Below are 15,311 nucleotides of genomic sequence, written 5' to 3' on the forward strand. Positions count from 1 at the left end.
CTTCGGCGGAGAAGATCTTGGACGGCTCAAAGCGGGGTGTCGGCTGCCGCGCGGGGTTGTATCAGCTGTGTATCGGCCGGGGCTCGGATCCGGCGGGCAGACGCAGGGTGGCGACGGCTCCGCCGTCCGGCGCGTTGCCGAACTCAAGGGCGGCGCCGATCACTTCGGCCTGGCCACGGGCGATGGTCAGCCCCAGGCCATGGCCGCGGCCGCGTTCGCGGACACCGGTGCGGAAGCGCTGCGGGCCGTCCTCGAGGAGTTCATCGGGGTAGCCGCCGCCGTGGTCGCGTACGGTCACGGTCCTGCCGTCCGCGGCCACGGTGACCTCGACCGGGGGGTGGCCGTGGCGGTGCGCGTTGACCAGCAGGTTGGCCACGATGCGCTCGAGGCGCCGCGGGTCGGTCCAGACCGTGGCACGCTCCGGCGCGGCGTCGACCCGCACCTGCGCGGGCAGTTCCGTACGGGCTATCGCCGCCTCGACCAGCGGGGCCACGGGGCACGGCGACGGGTCGGCCTGCTCCGCGCCCGCGTCGAGCCGGGAGATCTCCAACAGGTCCTCGACGAGGGTGCTCAGGACCCGGATCCGGTCCCGTACGTACCCCACGGCCTCGTCCTCGTCGGGCAGCAGTTCCGCCGCGGTGACCAGGCCCATGAGCGGGGTGCGCAGCTCGTGCGCGACGTCGGCGGTGAAGCGCTGCTCGGCGCGGAGCCGCTCCTGCAGCGCGGAGGCCATCGAGTCCACGGCACCGGAGATCTCGGCGATCTCGTCGTGCGGCCGCGGCCTGGCGGCGATCCGGGCGTCCAGGTCGCCCGCGGCGATCCGGCGCGCGGTGCCCGCGGCCATCCGCAGCCGCCGGCTCATCCGCCCCGCGGTGAGCACCCCGAGCGGAAGGACCACGGCGGTGACGACAAGACCGGCGAGGACGATGTTGGTGTCCAGGGCGCTGATGTTGCGCATGTTGGCCGACATGTCGATGTGTACGGAGAGCACCCGGCCGCCCGCCGGGCGGGCCGCCCACATCGCGGGTCCGCCGGGGCCGCCGGTGAACTCGGTGCCCTGCCGCCCCTTGTGGACCAGACGCCGCAGTCCCGCGGGCAGGTCGCGGGCGTCGAGCGCGGCGCCGGACCCCTGGACGACTCCGGTGCGGGCGTAGGTCACGGCCGCCCTGTCGAGGGTGGTGCTCGCGGCGTCGCGGGCCTGGGACAGCTCCCGCGCACGGGACGCGTTGTGCACGAGCACACCGACGGCCGCGGCCACCGTGCAGATGGCCGCGGCGACGAGCGCGATGATCCGCCAGCGCAACGCCATGGTCAGCGCCGCAGCTTGTAGCCGAAGCCGCGGACCGTCTCGATCCGTTCGGCACCGATCTTGGCGCGCAGCCGCTGCACATGCAGGTCGACCACGCGGGTGTCGCCGTGCCAGGCGTGGTCCCACACCCGGCTGAGCAGGGTCTGGCGCTCGAGCACCACGCCGGGCGACGCGGCGAACTCCAGGAGCATCCGCAGCTCGGTCGGGGTCAGCGCCAGCGGCTCCCCGGCCCGCCGCACCTCCATGCCCTTGGTGTCGATGGTCAGTTCGCCGAAGGCAAGGACCACGTCCGGGTCGTCGGCGGCCTCCGGAAGGCCCGCGGTGACGGGGCTGAAGGAGGAGCGGCGCAGCAGGGAGCGGATCCGGGCGACCAGCACGGGGCTCTCGATGGGCTTCACGACGTAGTCGTCGGCGCCTGCCTCAAGCCCCGAGATCACGTCGAGGGAGTCGCCGCGCGCCGACATCATCAGGATGGGCGCGAGGCTGAGTTCGCGGACGCGGCGGCACAGACCGATGCCGTCCAGCTCGGGGAGCATCACGTCGAGGAGGAGCAGATCGGGCCGGCTCTCGCGGAAGATCTCCAGGCCGGTCAGGCCGTCGGCGGCCGTGGAGACGGTGAAGCCGTAGCGCTCGAGCACCATCCGGACGGTGTTGCGGATGACCTCGTCGTCCTCGACCAGGAGGAGGTGGGCCTCGGCCGCGGGCCGGGGTGCGGGCCGCTCCGGTGCGGGGTGGGGGCGGGGGGTCGTCATGGCGTGGGCCTCAGGTCGGGTCGCGCGGAACGCTGCGGGGCGGGGTGGCGCTGGGGGTGGCGGTCGGGCGCTGCGGGTCGGGGGCGACGCTGGGGGTGGCCACGGGGGCGGGCTCGTCGCCCTCCAGATGGGGCGCCATCCCCTTGCCGTTCCACCGGTAGCGGGTGATGTACTCGCCGGAGGCCCCGGCCCAGGTCAGCACGAGGTCCCGGCCGAGCGTCTCGCCGGTGAGCCCCAGCTGGCCGTACGCGACGAGGATGGGCCGGACGGTGCGGCCGGTGGCGCGGTAGACCACGACGACGGTGCTCGCGGTGCCCGGATCGTCGACGGCCACGATCAGCTCGTCGGCGCCGTCCCCGGTGAGGTCCCGGTGGACGGGGGTGCGGATGCCGCACTTCGCTCCCGGACAGGCCTTCGGCATGACGCTCACCATCCCGGGCACGTTGGGGTCGTGCGAAAGGAGGTCCTCCAGCGGTACCTTCCGCAGGCCTCCCGCGGGCACCGACACTCCCTTGACGGGGAGGTAGGGCTTGGTGGGGCCGGGGTCCAGGCCATCGCGCTCGGACGGCGGGGACGTGTAGTCGGGCCACAGCGGCGAGGAGCTGACCGGCGCCGAGAGGCTCGGCGCGACGCCCCCGTCCTCGACCCCGCCGTTCCCCGCGGCGCACCCGGTCAGCGCGGCGCATCCGACCACCCCGGAGACGGCGACGGCCAGTGCCGTACGGACCGTACGCGCGGGGGCTCGTGGCGGCGTGGGGAAGGGGTGGAAGGAGAGGCGCATGGCCCGGCCAGCCTAACCGGCGCCCGAGCGGGGCCGACCGGCAGTGGGAACTCCCCGTCGGTACAGGGAAGTTCCGCGGACGCACACCTGCGGGCGGGCGTCCGCCAGCAGCGGTGTGGCCGGTCCTGGTGTCCCGGCCGCCCCGGCGTGGCAGGCTGAGTTCATGACCTTCCGAGTCGACTCCGAGGCCGGGCGGCTGCGCCGCGTGATACTGCACCGCCCTGATCTGGAGCTGAAGCGGCTCACCCCCACCAACAAGGACGCGTTGCTCTTCGACGACGTCCTGTGGGTCCGCAGAGCCCGCCAGGAACACGACGGATTCGCGGACGTCCTGCGGGACCGCGATGTGACCGTCCACCTCTTCGGTGACCTGCTGACCGAGGCCATGGACGTGCCGGCGGCCCGGCTGCTCGTCCTCGACCGCGTCTTCGACGAGAAGGAGTACGGGCCGCTCGCCACCGACCATCTGCGGGCCGCTTTCGAGACGATGCCCTCGGCCGAGCTCGTCGAGGCGCTGGTCGGCGGGATGACCAAGCGGGAGTTCCTGGAGCGGCATCCGGAGCCGACGTCCGTGCGCTTCCACTGCATGGATCTGGACGACTTCCTGCTCGGCCCGCTCCCCAACCACCTCTTCACGCGCGACACTTCGGCCTGGATCCACGACGGTGTGTCCATCAACGCGATGCGCCTGCCGGCCAGGCAGCGCGAGACCGTGCACTTCGAGGCGATCTACCAGTACCACCCGCTGTTCCGCGCCGAGGACTTCCACATCTGGTCCCAGGGGCAGTCGGACTACCCCTCCACCATCGAGGGCGGCGACGTCCTGGTGATCGGCCAGGGCGCGGTGCTCATCGGGATGAGCGAGCGCACCACCCCGCAGGCCGTCGAGATGCTCGCCCACAAGTTGTTCGCCGCGGGTTCGGCGCAGACGATCGTGGCGCTCGACATGCCGAAGCGGCGCGCGTTCATGCATCTCGACACGGTGATGACGATGGTCGACGGCGACACCTTCACGCAGTACGCGGGGCTCGGCATGCTCCGCTCGTACACCATCGAGCCGGGCGACGACGGACGCGAGCTGAAGGTCACCGACCATCCGCCCGAGCACATGCACCGGGCGATCGCGGCGGCGCTCGGCCTGAGCGCCATCCGGGTGCTCACCGCCACCCAGGACGTGCACGCGGCCGAGCGCGAGCAGTGGGACGACGGCTGCAACGTCCTCGCGGTCGAGCCGGGCGTCGTGGTCGCGTACGAGCGGAACTCGACCACGAACACCTATCTGCGCAAGGAGGGCATCGAGGTCATCGAGATCCGGGGCAGCGAGCTCGGCCGGGGCCGGGGCGGGCCGCGGTGCATGAGTTGCCCGGTGGAGCGGGATCCCGTCGACTGAGGGGTGAGCGGGGCGGCGGTCCGGAGTGCATCCGGGCCTGTTCCGCAGGGAAATCCGGCCTGTATAGAAATGTGGAGCGTCGTATAGACTTCCAGAGTCCCCTTACTCGTACCCCTGGAGCGCCCCCATGGCCATCGACCTCACCGGCCGCCACTTCCTCAAGGAGCTGGACTTCACCGCCGAGGAGTTCCGCGGCCTGATCGAACTGGCCGCCGAGCTGAAGGCGGCCAAGAAGGCGGGGACCGAGACGCAGCATCTGCGCGGCAAGAACATCGCGCTGATCTTCGAGAAGACCTCGACGCGCACCCGCTGTTCCTTCGAGGTCGCCGCCGCCGACCAGGGCGCATCCACCACGTACCTCGACCCCTCGGGCTCCCAGATCGGGCACAAGGAGTCGGTCAAGGACACCGCCCGGGTGCTCGGCCGGATGTTCGACGGCATCGAGTACCGCGGGGACAGCCAGGACTCCGTCGAGGAGCTCGCCGCCTACGCGGGCGTACCCGTCTGGAACGGTCTGACCGACGACTGGCACCCCACCCAGATGCTCGCCGACGTGCTCACGATGACCGAGCACAGCGCCAAGCCCCTCACCGAGATCGCCTTCGCCTACCTCGGTGACGCCCGCTTCAACATGGGCAACTCCTACCTCGTCACCGGCGCGCTGCTCGGCATGGACGTACGCATCGTCGCGCCGAAGGCCTACTGGCCCGCCGACGAGATCGTCGCCCGCGCCCGTCGGCTCGCCGAGACCAGCGGCGCCAGGATCACGCTCAGCGAGGACGTCGCCGAAGGCGTCGCGGGCGCCGACTTCGTCGTGACCGACGTCTGGGTCTCCATGGGCGAGCCCAAGGAGGTCTGGGACGAGCGCATAACGGCCCTGGCTCCGTACGCCGTGACGATGGACGTCCTGCGCGCCACGGGCAACGCCGACGTGAAGTTCCTGCACTGCCTGCCCGCCTACCACGACCTGGGCACGAAGGTCGGCCGCGAGATCCACGAGCGGCACGGTCTAAGCTCTCTCGAGGTCACCGACGAGGTCTTCGAGTCGGCGCACTCCGTCGTCTTCGACGAGGCGGAGAACCGGCTCCACACGATCAAGGCGATTCTCGTCGCCACGCTGGCCTGATCCGCCACTCGTACGACCAGCTCCACCAGCACCACCAGCTCCACTCGCTCCTTCAGTGGGGCCGGGGAACACCATCCCCCGGCCCCACTTTTCGCGGCCCTTCCCCAAGCTCTCAACTCCGTTCGAGCAGGGGAGACCCCATTCGCCGTGCTCAGCACCACCGAAATGAGAACCACCGCATGCGCTCGACCGGCCCGGCAGGGCTCCGCATCAAGTCCCCCGAACTCCTCGTCGCCGAATCGGGCGCAGACCTGGAGGGGCACGGTCTGAAGCGGACCATGGGCCTCTTCCAGCTGGTCTGCTTCGGTGTCGGCGCCATCGTCGGCACCGGCATCTTCGTCGGCCTCTCCGACAGCGTCGCCGAGGCCGGCCCCGCGGTCGCCGTCTCGTATGTCCTCGCGGCCGTGACCTGCATCTTCACCGCATTCTCGTTCGCGGAGCTGGGTGGCGCGATACCGGTCTCCGGCAGCTCCTACTCCTTCGCGTACGGATCGCTCGGCGAGCGCACCGCGTTCCTGGTCGGCTGGTGTCTGCTCCTGGAGTACGGCGTCTCCGTCTCGGCCGTGGCGGTCGGCTGGAGCCAGTACCTGAACGAGCTGCTCGACAGCCTCACCGGCCGGCAGCTGCCCGACGCGCTCTCCATGGGACCGGGCGAGGGCGGCGTCGTGAACCTGCCCGCCATCGTCGTGATCCTGCTCGCCGCGACCCTGCTCGTGCGCGGCATCCGCGAGAGCGCGGGGGCGACGGCCGCGATGGCCGTGCTCAAGATCGGGATCCTGCTGCTCTTCCTGGCGATCGCGTTCACCGCGTTCAAGGACGGCAACCTCACGCCCTTCGCGGGCGCGGGCGTCGCCGGCATCACATCGGGCGCCTCGCTCGCCTTCTTCTCCTTCATCGGCTTCGACGCGATCACCACGGCCGGCGAAGAGGTCAAGAACCCGCGGCGGAACATCCCGATCGCGATCATGATCTGCATCGGTGTCGTCACCCTGCTGTACGTCGCCGTGGCGCTCGGCGCGATCGGCGCGCTCGGCGGCGACGCGGTCGCCGACAAGCCCGCCGCGCTCTCGCTGGTCGTCGACCACGTCACCGACTCGGCCGTCGGCGGCGGCATCATCGCCTTCGGCGCGGTCGTGGCGATCGCGTCCGTCGTACTCGCCGTGATGTACGGGCAGACCCGCATCCTGATGTCGATGTCCCGGGACGGGCTCGTCCCGCGCGTCTTCGAGCGCGTCTCGCCGAAGACCTCGACGCCGGTCGCCAACACCTGGATCGTCGCGGCGGTCTTCGCCGTCCCCGCCGCCTTCTCGTCGCTGGACGCGGTGGTGAACCTGACGACGATCGGCACGCTGGCGATCATGATCGTGGTGAATGTCGCGGTGATCGCGCTGCGCCGCTCGGCCCCCGAGCTGAAGCGCACCTTCCGGGTGCCGCTGTACCCCGTGAGCCCGGTGCTCGGCGTGGGCTTCTGCCTCTATCTGATCTGGGGCACGGGCTGGACGACGTGGGTGCAGTTCGCCGTGTTCCTCGTGGTGGGCGCTCTGGTGTACGCGCTGTACGGCCGCGGGCACTCGCGGCTCGGCAGGGCGGCAGCGGAGGCAGAGGCGAAGGCCAAGGCAGAGGCCGAGGTGCCTACGCCGCAGGCAGTGTGAACCAGACCGCCTTGCCGGAGTCGGTGGGGCGGTGACCGCAGGACGAGCTGAGGGTGCGGATCAGGAGCAGTCCGCGCCCGTGCTCCTGCCAGGGGTCGGGCTCCGAGTCCGGCGTGGGGTCCGTGAGGTTGCCGGGCGGCAGCGGGTTGGAGTCGTGCACCTCGACCTGGCAGCCGTTCGGCAGGAGCTCGATGACAAGCTCTATCGGCTCTTCCCCCGCCGTGTGCTCCACCGCGTTGGCCACCAGCTCCGCCGTGAGCAGCTCCGCGGTGTCGGTGTCGGCGGCCGACTCGATCTCCGCGAGGGCCGTACGCACCAGCGCGCGGGCGATCGGCACGGCTGCCGTGGTGTGCGGCAGCGCGATGCGCCACGAGGCGGGAGCGGGAGGTTCGTGCAAGGCGGGTGGTCCGTTCAGGCAGCAGGTGGTCCTGCTTTCAACCGTACGAATCTTAATCACTATGTCGACAGGGCCGTCGGTAGGGCATATCACGGGACGTCCGGCCCTGTGGTGCTCCAAGTGAAAAGACGCGCATATCGTGACTTTCGTTCCCGGTGGGGCGGGTGAGGCGGCAGTCTTATCGCGCACTCATGACGACAGTCACGGATCGGTGATAACTTCGAAGGGCAGCGAACTCCAGCCCCAGGCCGAGGAGGCCGCATCTGATGAGTCCCTTCACCGGCTCCGCGCACCGCACCCCCGACTGGCAGCACCTGCGGTACGAGGTCGAGGACGGGGTAGCCACGGTCACGCTCGCCCGCCCCGACAAGCTCAACGCCCTCACCTTCGGCGCCTACGCCGACCTGCGCGATCTCCTCGCCGAGCTGTCCCGCGACAAATCCGTGCGCGCCCTGGTGCTCGGCGGAGAGGGGCGGGGCTTCTGCTCGGGCGGTGACGTCGACGAGATCATCGGCGCGACCCTCTCCATGGACACCGCGCAGCTGCTCGACTTCAACCGCATGACGGGGCAGGTCGTGCGCGCGATCCGCGAGTGCCCCTTCCCCGTGATCGCCGCCGTGCACGGCGTGGCCGCCGGTGCCGGCGCCGTCCTCGCGCTCGCCGCCGACTTCCGGGTGGCCGACCCCTCGGCACGCTTCTCCTTCCTCTTCACACGGGTGGGCCTGTCGGGCGGCGACATGGGGGCCGCCTACCTGCTGCCCCGCGTCGTCGGCCTCGGTCACGCCACGCGGCTACTCATGCTGGGCGAACCGGTGCGTGCCCCCGAAGCCGAGCGGATCGGCCTGATCAGCGAGCTGACGGACGAGGGCAAGGCCGCCGAGGCTGCGCGGACCCTCGCCCGCCGCCTCGCCGACGGTCCCGCTCTCGCGTACGCGCAGACCAAGGCGCTGCTCACCTCGGAACTGGACATGCCGCTCGCGGCGGCCGTCGAGCTGGACGCGGCGACCCAGGCGCTGCTCATGAACGGCGAGGACTACAAGGAATTCCACGCCGCCTTCACTGAGAAGCGGCCGCCGAAGTGGCAGGGGCGATGAGCGTGGGGACGCCGAAGGGCGGCGGGCCGACGCGGACCGAGGCGGCCACTCATGCGCCCGCCTTGAGGTCCACACCGCCCACACCGCCCACACCGCCCACGCCGCCCGCGGCGCACCGCATCGCCGTCATCGGCGGCGGGCCCGGCGGGCTCTACGCCGCCGCCCTGCTCAAGCGGCTCGACCCGCGGCGCGAGATCACCGTCTGGGAGCGCAACGCCCCCGACGACACCTTCGGCTTCGGAGTCGTCCTCTCCGACGAGACCCTCGGCGGCATCGAGCACGCCGACCCCGTCGTGTACGCCGCGCTGCAGGCCGAGTTCGTCCGCTGGGACGACATCGACATAGTCCACCGGGGCGGCCGCCACACCTCCGGCGGGCACGGCTTCGCCGCTCTCGGCAGGCGCCGCCTCCTGGAGATCCTGCACGAGCGGTGCCGCGACCTCGGCGTCGACCTGCGCTTCCGCGCCGAGGCGCCGCCCGCGGCCGAGCTCTCCACGGCGTACGACCTGGTGATCGCGGCCGACGGCGTGCACAGCCTCACCCGCGACGCGTACGCGGACGTGTTCGCGCCGAGCATCGAGACGCACCGCTGCCGCTACATCTGGCTCGCCGCCGACTTCGCCTTCGACGCCTTCCGCTTCGAGATCGCCGAGACCGAGCACGGCGTGATGCAGCTGCACGGCTACCCCTACGCGCCCGGCGCCTCCACCGTCATCGTCGAGATGCGCGAAGAGGTCTGGGAGGCCGCCGGGTTCGCGGAGCTCGACGAGCGGGAGTCGACCGAGCGCTGCGCCAAGATCTTCGCCGACGCGCTCGGCGGGCGGCCCCTGCGCGGCAACAAATCCGCCTGGACCACCTTCCGCACGGTCGTCAACAAGCGCTGGTCGCACGGCAATACGGTGCTGATCGGCGACGCGGCCCACACCGCCCACTTCTCCATCGGCTCCGGCACCAAGCTCGCCGTCGAGGACGCCCTCGCGCTCGCCGCCTGTCTGGAGGAGCAGCCCGACATCGCCGGGGCCCTCGCCGCGTACGAGACGGAGCGCCGCCCCGTCGTCGAGTCCACGCAGCGCGCCGCCCGCGCGAGCCTGGAGTGGTTCGAGCGGCTCCCCGACCATCTGGACCAGCCGCCGCGGCAGTTCGCGTTCAATCTGCTCACCCGCAGCCGCCGCGTCACCCACGACAATCTGCGGCTGCGCGACGCCCACTTCACCGCGGCCGTCGAGCGCGAGTTCGGCTGCCCCGAGGGCACACCGCCGATGTTCACACCCTTCCGGCTGCGCGAACTCACCCTGTGCAACCGCGTGGTCGTCTCGCCGATGGACATGTACTCCGCTGTGGACGGCGTCCCCGGCGACTTCCACCTCGTCCACCTCGGGGCAAGGGCGCTGGGCGGCGCGGGACTCGTCATGACCGAGATGGTGTGCGTCAGCGAGCGGGGCCGCATCACGCCGGGCTGCGCCGGGCTCTACACCGATCAACAGGCCGACGCCTGGCGGCGGATCACCGACTTCGCGCACGCGCAGGCGCCGAATACCGCGATCGGCGTCCAGCTGGGCCACTCCGGTCGCAAGGGCTCGACGAAGCTGATGTGGGAAGGCATCGACGACCCCCTCGGCGACGGCAACTGGCCGCTGGTGGCGCCTTCTTCACTCCCGTACAAGGAGAACAGTCAGCGCCCGCACGAGCTGGACCGCGCCGGACTCGACGAGATCCGCGAGCAGTTCACGTCCGCCGCGCGGCGAGCGGAACAGTGCGGCTTCGATCTGCTCGAACTGCACTGCGCGCACGGCTATCTGCTGTCCGGCTTCCTCTCGCCGCTCACCAACCGGCGCACCGACGCGTACGGCGGATCACTCACTAACCGGCTGCGCTTCCCCCTCGAAGTCTTCGACTCCGTAAGGGAGTTGTGGCCGAGTGGCAAGCCCATGACCGTCCGCATCTCGGCCACCGACTGGGCCGACGGCGGCACCACGGCGGACGACGCGGTCGAGATCGCCCGCGCCTTCGCCGCGCACGGGGCCGACGCCATCGACGTCTCCACCGGTCAGGTCGTCTCCGACGAGCGCCCCGCGTACGGCCGCTCCTACCAGACCCCGTTCGCCGACCGCATCCGCAACGAAACCGGCATCCCGGTCGTCACCGTCGGCGCCATCTCCTCCTGGGACGACGTCAACTCCCTGATCCTGGCGGGCCGTACGGACCTGTGCGCGCTGGCACGCCCGCACCTTTACGACCCGCACTGGACGCTGCACGCGGCGGCCGAGCAGGGGTACTCGGGACCGGGCGTCAGCTGGCCGCTGCCCTACCGGGCGGGCAGCCGCCGCCCGCAGACCGGGCGTACGGACGGGCCCAAGCCCCGCCTAACGCTGGGGAGTTGAGGGGGCGGGCGCCGCGAACTCGCCGCCCGGCTCCCGCAGCCGCTCGTCGAGCGCCGCGAACACCTCCGCGGACCGCTCGCCCGGCCACCCGTCCGGCAGCAGCTCCGCCGGCAGGCCCGGATCGGCGTACGGCAGCCGCCGCCAGGAGTCCAGGGCAAGGAGATAGTCCCGGTAGGCCGTGTCCGGGGGAGTGTCCGTGCGGCCCTGCCAGGAGCGGAGCACCGGCTCGTGCCGGTCGAGGAACGCCTCGTGCTGCTTGGCGATCGCCGCCAGGTCCCACCACCGGCCCACCGCTTCGGATGTCGCCGCGAAGCCCAGGTGCTCCCCGCGGAACAAGTCGACGTACACGGCGAGTTGGAGGCGCTCCAGGGTGTGCCGGGTCTCTTCGTAGAGATGCGCCGGGGCGATCCACACCCCCGGAGCGGCCGTTCCGAAGCCGAGTCCGGCAAGGCGGGAGCGCAGCACATGCCGCTTCTGGCGTTCCGACTCCGGTACGGAGAAGACGGCGAGCACCCAGCCGCCGCCCTGCCGCGCGGCCGGGCGATTCGCGTAGATACGGCGGTCGCCGTCGTCCAGGAGCTGCCGTGCGTCGGGCGAGAGGGCGTACCCCGCGGCGCCCGCCGCCGTCCGGGCGGGCACGAGAAGGCCGCGCCGCTTGAGCCGGGACACGGACGAGCGCACGGACGGGGCGTCCACGCCGACGGGGGCGAGAAGCCTGACCAGCTCGGCGACGGGCACCGGGCCGGGGGCCGCGCGCCCGTAGGCGCCGTAGAAGGTGACGATCAGGGACCGGGGAGTGTGCTGCTCGGACACGTGATCACTCTACGTGCCCGGACTCCCGCAGCCGGAACCGCTGGAGTTTGCCCGTCGCCGTACGCGGCAGCGCGTCCAGGAAGACGATCTCGCGCGGGCACTTGTAGGGCACAAGCTCGCTCTTCACGAATGCGCGCAGCCGTTCGGGGTCGCGGGCCGTGCCCGCACGGGCCACGACGTACGCGACGACGATCTGGCCGCGCAGCTCGTCGGGCCGCCCCACCACCGCCGTCTCCTGGACGTCCGGGTGCCGCATCAGCGCCTCTTCGACCTCCGGTCCCGCGATGTTGTACCCGGCGGAGATGATCATGTCGTCCGCGCGAGCGACGTACCGGAAGTAGCCGTCGGCGTCACGGACGTACGTGTCACCGGTGACGTTCCACCCATGACGTACGTACTGCAACTGGCGCTCGTCGCCCAGATACCGGCAGCCGACGGGCCCGCGCACGGCAAGGAGACCCGGCTCGCCGTCCGGTACCGGAGCCCCCGAATCGTCGACCACGCGCGCGTGCCACCCGGGCACGGGCCGCCCCGTGGTGCCGGGCCTGATCTCCTCGTCCGCGGCCGAGATGAAGATGTGCAGGAGCTCGGTGGCGCCGATGCCGTTGATGATGCGGTGCCCGGTGCGCTCGTGCCACGCCTGCCAGGTGGCGGCGGGCAGATTCTCCCCGGCGGAGACGCACCGGCGCAGCGTGGAGATGTCGCACGCGTCCGGCTTGCCCAGCTCGTCGAGCATGGCGCGGTACGCGGTAGGGGCGGTGAAGAGCACGGTGACGCCGTGCTCGGCGACGGCGGGCAACAACTGCTTGGGGCCCGCCTGTTCGAGCAGCAGCGACGAGGCGCCGGCCCGCAGCGGGAAGATGACGAGCCCGCCGAGCCCGAAGGTGAAACCGAGCGGCGGACTGCCCGCGAAGACGTCGTCGGGCCCCGGCTTCAGGACGTGCCGCGCGAAGGTGTCGGCGATGGCGAGCACATCACGGTGGAAGTGCATGCACCCCTTGGGGCGCCCGGTGGTGCCGGAGGTGAAGGCGATGAGCGCGACGTCGTCGGCGGAGGTGTCCACGGGCTCGTACACATCGGGCTGCCGGCCGGCGCGGGCCAGCAGATCATCACTCCCTTCGCCCCCGAAGGTCGTGACGCTCAGCCCCGGAATCCCGGCCTTGACCAGGTCGTCGACCACGCGGACATCGCACAGCGCGTGGCTGACCTCGGCGATCTCGCACATCGTGGCCAGCTCCTGCGAGCGCTGCTGGGCCAGCACCGTCACCGCGACGGCGCCCGCCTTCATCACGGCGAGCCAACAGGCCGCCAGCCAGGGCGTGGTGGGCCCGCGCAGCAGGACGCGGTGGCCCGGCAGCACGTCGAGCTCGGCCGTCAGGACGTGCGCGATCCGGTCGACGTGCCGCTGCAGTTCGCCGTACGTCCAGGCCTCGCCGGACCCCGAACGGAACGCGGTGCGCCCCGCGCCGAGCCGTTCCACCGTACGGTCCAGGAGCTCGGCGCCGCAGTTGAGACGCCGGGGGTAGTGCAGTTCGGGCCGGTCGTGGACGAACGCGGGCCACTGCGCCGGCGGCGGGAGATGGTCGCGGGCGAAGGTGTCGATGTGAGCCGATGGGTGGAGTCGGGGTGCACTCTTGGCGTCCACAGCGGGTCGCCCCCTTGCCGTTCGGGTTGCCGTTCGGGCTTGTGGTGAGCTCGCACAACGAGCGTATCGTGATGGTGACGACAGTCAACGGTTCGCGATAGAGGAGGGGCCCGGCATGACGGCATTCTCGCTCAATCCACAACAAATCGCCTGGTGTACGGAGCTGCGTGCGCTGGCCGCGGAGCGATTGCGGCCCCTGGTGGAGAAGGGCGAGCCGGGCCGGGTGAACCGCCCGCTGGTGGCGGCGCTCGGCGAACTGGGCCTGCTGGACCGCCTGTTCGGTGCGGGCGACGGACCCGCGGGCGGCGGAGCCCTGGGCCTCTGTCTCCTCCGCGAGTCGCTCGCCCACGGCTGCACGGAGGCGGAGACGGCGCTTGCCCTGCAGGGGCTCGGCGCGCATCCGGTGGCCGAGTACGGCTCCACCGCCCAGCGGGACCGATGGCTCACCCCGGCCCGCGAGGGGCGGGCGGTGGCGGCCTTCGCGCTCTCGGAGCCCGGCGCGGGCTCCGACGCGGCGGCGCTTGCGCTGCGGGCGTCGCCGGACGGGGCGTCGTCCTGGCGTCTTACGGGGGAGAAGTGCTGGATCTCGAACGCCCCCGAGGCCGACTTCTACACCGTCTTCGCCCGTACGACCCAGGACGCGGGCGCGCGCGGCGTCACGGCATTCCTGGTCCCCGCCGACCGGGCGGGTCTTTCGGGCACCCCCCTCGACATGCTCTCCCCGCACCCGATCGGCGCCCTCGCCTTCGACGGCGTACGCGTGACGACTGACGACCTCCTGGGCGAGCCGGACCGCGGCTTCCGCGTCGCCATGACGACGCTGAACCGCTTCCGCCCCAGCGTGGGCGCGTTCGCTGTCGGCATGGCCGACGCCGCGCTGGACGCGGCGCTGGCGCATACGGCCCGGCGGGACGCGTTCGGCGGCAAGTTGAGCGATCTGCAGGCGGTGTCGCACCAGGTCGCGGAGATGGCGACGCGGACGGAGGCGGCTCGGTTGATGGTGTACGCGGCCGCGGCGGCGTACGACCGCGGTGAGCCGGACGTGGCTCGCCGCGCGGCGATGGCGAAGCTGCTGGCCACGGAGACGGCGCAGTTCGTGGTGGACGCGGCGGTGCAGTTGCACGGGGCGTGCGCGTTGCGGCGCGGGCATCTTCTGGAACATCTGTACCGGGAGGTGCGGGCGCCGCGGATTTATGAGGGGGCGAGTGAGGTGCAGCGGGGGATCATCGCGAAGGACTTGTACGCGGGTGCGGCTACAGACGGGTGACTTTCCCCAATCCCGCCCCTTCCCGAACTTTCCGACTCCGTCGGGCTCATGGCTCGGTCAATCACCGGCTCCGCCGAGTTCGTCCTCAAACTCCCCCAAGCTCTTAAAGAGCAGGGGGGACCCCCTCGACGGGCTGAAAAAGACAGACACCTGCCGGGCAATCGGGGGTCTGGGGCAGAGCCCCCAGTTTTGGGAAGGGGTGGGATTGGGGAAAGAAGCCCGCCGCAGGCGCAACGGACCGCAGACGACTCTCAGCCGCAACCCAAAGGAGCCCCAAGATGCCCCTCCGCCGCCTCAACCCCGCCGAGCTCTCCCCGCCCACCGGCTTCTCCCACGCCGTCACCGCCACCGGCAGCCGCATCGTCTTTCTCGCGGGGCAGACCGCCCTCGACGCCGACGGCAAGATCGTCGGCGCCACCCTCCCCGAGCAGTTCGAGCGGGCCCTCACCAATCTCCTCACGGCCCTGCGCCACGCCGGCGGCACCCCCGCCGACCTCGCCCGCGTCACCGTCTACGCCACGGACGTCGCCGACTACCGCGTCCAGGCAGCCGAGTTGGGCCACATCTGGCGAAGGCTCGCGGGCCGCGACTACCCCGCCATGGCGGTCATCGGTGCCGTCCGCCTCTGGGACGAGGAGTGCAGGGTGGAGCTGGAGGGAGTGGCAGTCCTGGACTGAGCCGGCAGGCAGGCAGACCGCGAGTCG

General features: G+C 71.5%; 13 protein-coding genes. 7 read left to right on the top strand and 6 right to left on the bottom strand.

Annotated elements, in window-relative coordinates; translation table 11 throughout:
• Window positions 1-61: 61 nt before the first annotated feature.
• From OG453_RS28835 to OG453_RS28845, 3 genes are read right to left on the bottom strand one after another with little or no spacing between them, the layout of a single operon-like run.
• Window positions 62-1,309 carry a HAMP domain-containing sensor histidine kinase gene (locus OG453_RS28835; RefSeq protein WP_266871452.1) on the bottom strand — a complete coding sequence of 416 codons (1,248 nt, stop codon included), beginning with the start codon at window positions 1,307-1,309 and terminating at the stop codon, window positions 62-64.
• Window positions 1,310-1,311: 2 nt separating this feature from the next.
• The gene (gene cseB, locus OG453_RS28840; protein WP_266871453.1) at window positions 1,312-2,061 is read right to left on the bottom strand and encodes a two-component system response regulator CseB; all 750 of its coding nucleotides are present in this window, start codon (window positions 2,059-2,061) and stop codon (window positions 1,312-1,314) included.
• Window positions 2,062-2,071: 10 nt separating this feature from the next.
• The gene (locus OG453_RS28845) at window positions 2,072-2,842 is read right to left on the bottom strand and encodes a hypothetical protein (protein WP_266871454.1); all 771 of its coding nucleotides are present in this window, start codon (window positions 2,840-2,842) and stop codon (window positions 2,072-2,074) included.
• A gap of 163 nt (window positions 2,843-3,005) precedes the next feature.
• On the opposite strand from OG453_RS28845, the gene OG453_RS28850 reads away from it, so the two are divergent.
• The 3 genes from OG453_RS28850 to OG453_RS28860 all read left to right on the top strand — a co-directional run bounded on the left by OG453_RS28850 (window position 3,006) and on the right by OG453_RS28860 (window position 7,010).
• Window positions 3,006-4,232 carry an arginine deiminase gene (locus OG453_RS28850; RefSeq protein ID WP_266871455.1) on the top strand — a complete coding sequence of 409 codons (1,227 nt, stop codon included), beginning with the start codon at window positions 3,006-3,008 and terminating at the stop codon, window positions 4,230-4,232.
• Window positions 4,233-4,359: 127 nt separating this feature from the next.
• Window positions 4,360-5,358: an ornithine carbamoyltransferase gene (gene argF / locus OG453_RS28855; RefSeq protein WP_266871456.1), complete on the top strand. Its 999-nt coding sequence runs from the start codon at window positions 4,360-4,362 to the stop codon at window positions 5,356-5,358.
• A gap of 179 nt (window positions 5,359-5,537) precedes the next feature.
• Window positions 5,538-7,010 (top strand): amino acid permease, encoded by a 1,473-nt coding sequence (locus OG453_RS28860; RefSeq protein ID WP_266871458.1) that lies wholly within the window; start codon window positions 5,538-5,540, stop codon window positions 7,008-7,010.
• On the opposite strand, the gene OG453_RS28865 is transcribed toward OG453_RS28860, so the two are convergent.
• Window positions 6,991-7,407: an ATP-binding protein gene (locus tag OG453_RS28865; protein ID WP_323178677.1), complete on the bottom strand. Its 417-nt coding sequence runs from the start codon at window positions 7,405-7,407 to the stop codon at window positions 6,991-6,993. The genes OG453_RS28860 and OG453_RS28865 overlap by 20 nt on opposite strands.
• A gap of 266 nt (window positions 7,408-7,673) precedes the next feature.
• Here OG453_RS28865 and OG453_RS28870 point away from each other — a divergent pair, with 266 nt between their 5' ends.
• The gene (locus OG453_RS28870; RefSeq protein WP_266871459.1) at window positions 7,674-8,501 is read left to right on the top strand and encodes an enoyl-CoA hydratase family protein; all 828 of its coding nucleotides are present in this window, start codon (window positions 7,674-7,676) and stop codon (window positions 8,499-8,501) included.
• Window positions 8,502-8,563: 62 nt separating this feature from the next.
• Window positions 8,564-10,882, top strand: a complete 2,319-nt coding sequence (locus OG453_RS28875; protein ID WP_266873164.1) for a bifunctional salicylyl-CoA 5-hydroxylase/oxidoreductase — start codon at window positions 8,564-8,566, stop codon at window positions 10,880-10,882.
• Here the strand turns inward: OG453_RS28875 and OG453_RS28880 are convergent.
• Window positions 10,865-11,695 carry a PaaX family transcriptional regulator C-terminal domain-containing protein gene (locus tag OG453_RS28880; protein WP_266871460.1) on the bottom strand — a complete coding sequence of 277 codons (831 nt, stop codon included), beginning with the start codon at window positions 11,693-11,695 and terminating at the stop codon, window positions 10,865-10,867. The two genes, OG453_RS28875 and OG453_RS28880, sit on opposite strands and share 18 nt — an antisense overlap.
• 4 nt (window positions 11,696-11,699) lie before the next feature.
• Window positions 11,700-13,340: an AMP-binding protein gene (locus tag OG453_RS28885; RefSeq protein ID WP_323178678.1), complete on the bottom strand. Its 1,641-nt coding sequence runs from the start codon at window positions 13,338-13,340 to the stop codon at window positions 11,700-11,702.
• Between the two features lie 115 nt (window positions 13,341-13,455).
• On the opposite strand from OG453_RS28885, the gene OG453_RS28890 reads away from it, so the two are divergent.
• Window positions 13,456-14,607 (top strand): acyl-CoA dehydrogenase family protein, encoded by a 1,152-nt coding sequence (locus OG453_RS28890; RefSeq protein ID WP_266871461.1) that lies wholly within the window; start codon window positions 13,456-13,458, stop codon window positions 14,605-14,607.
• 278 nt (window positions 14,608-14,885) lie between these two features.
• Window positions 14,886-15,284, top strand: coding sequence for a RidA family protein (locus OG453_RS28895; protein WP_266871462.1), 399 nt, complete (start codon window positions 14,886-14,888; stop codon window positions 15,282-15,284).
• Window positions 15,285-15,311 lie beyond the last annotated feature (27 nt).

The organism is Streptomyces sp. NBC_01381 (assembly GCF_026340305.1).
In the GTDB taxonomy this organism is placed as follows: Bacteria; Actinomycetota; Actinomycetes; order Streptomycetales; family Streptomycetaceae; genus Streptomyces.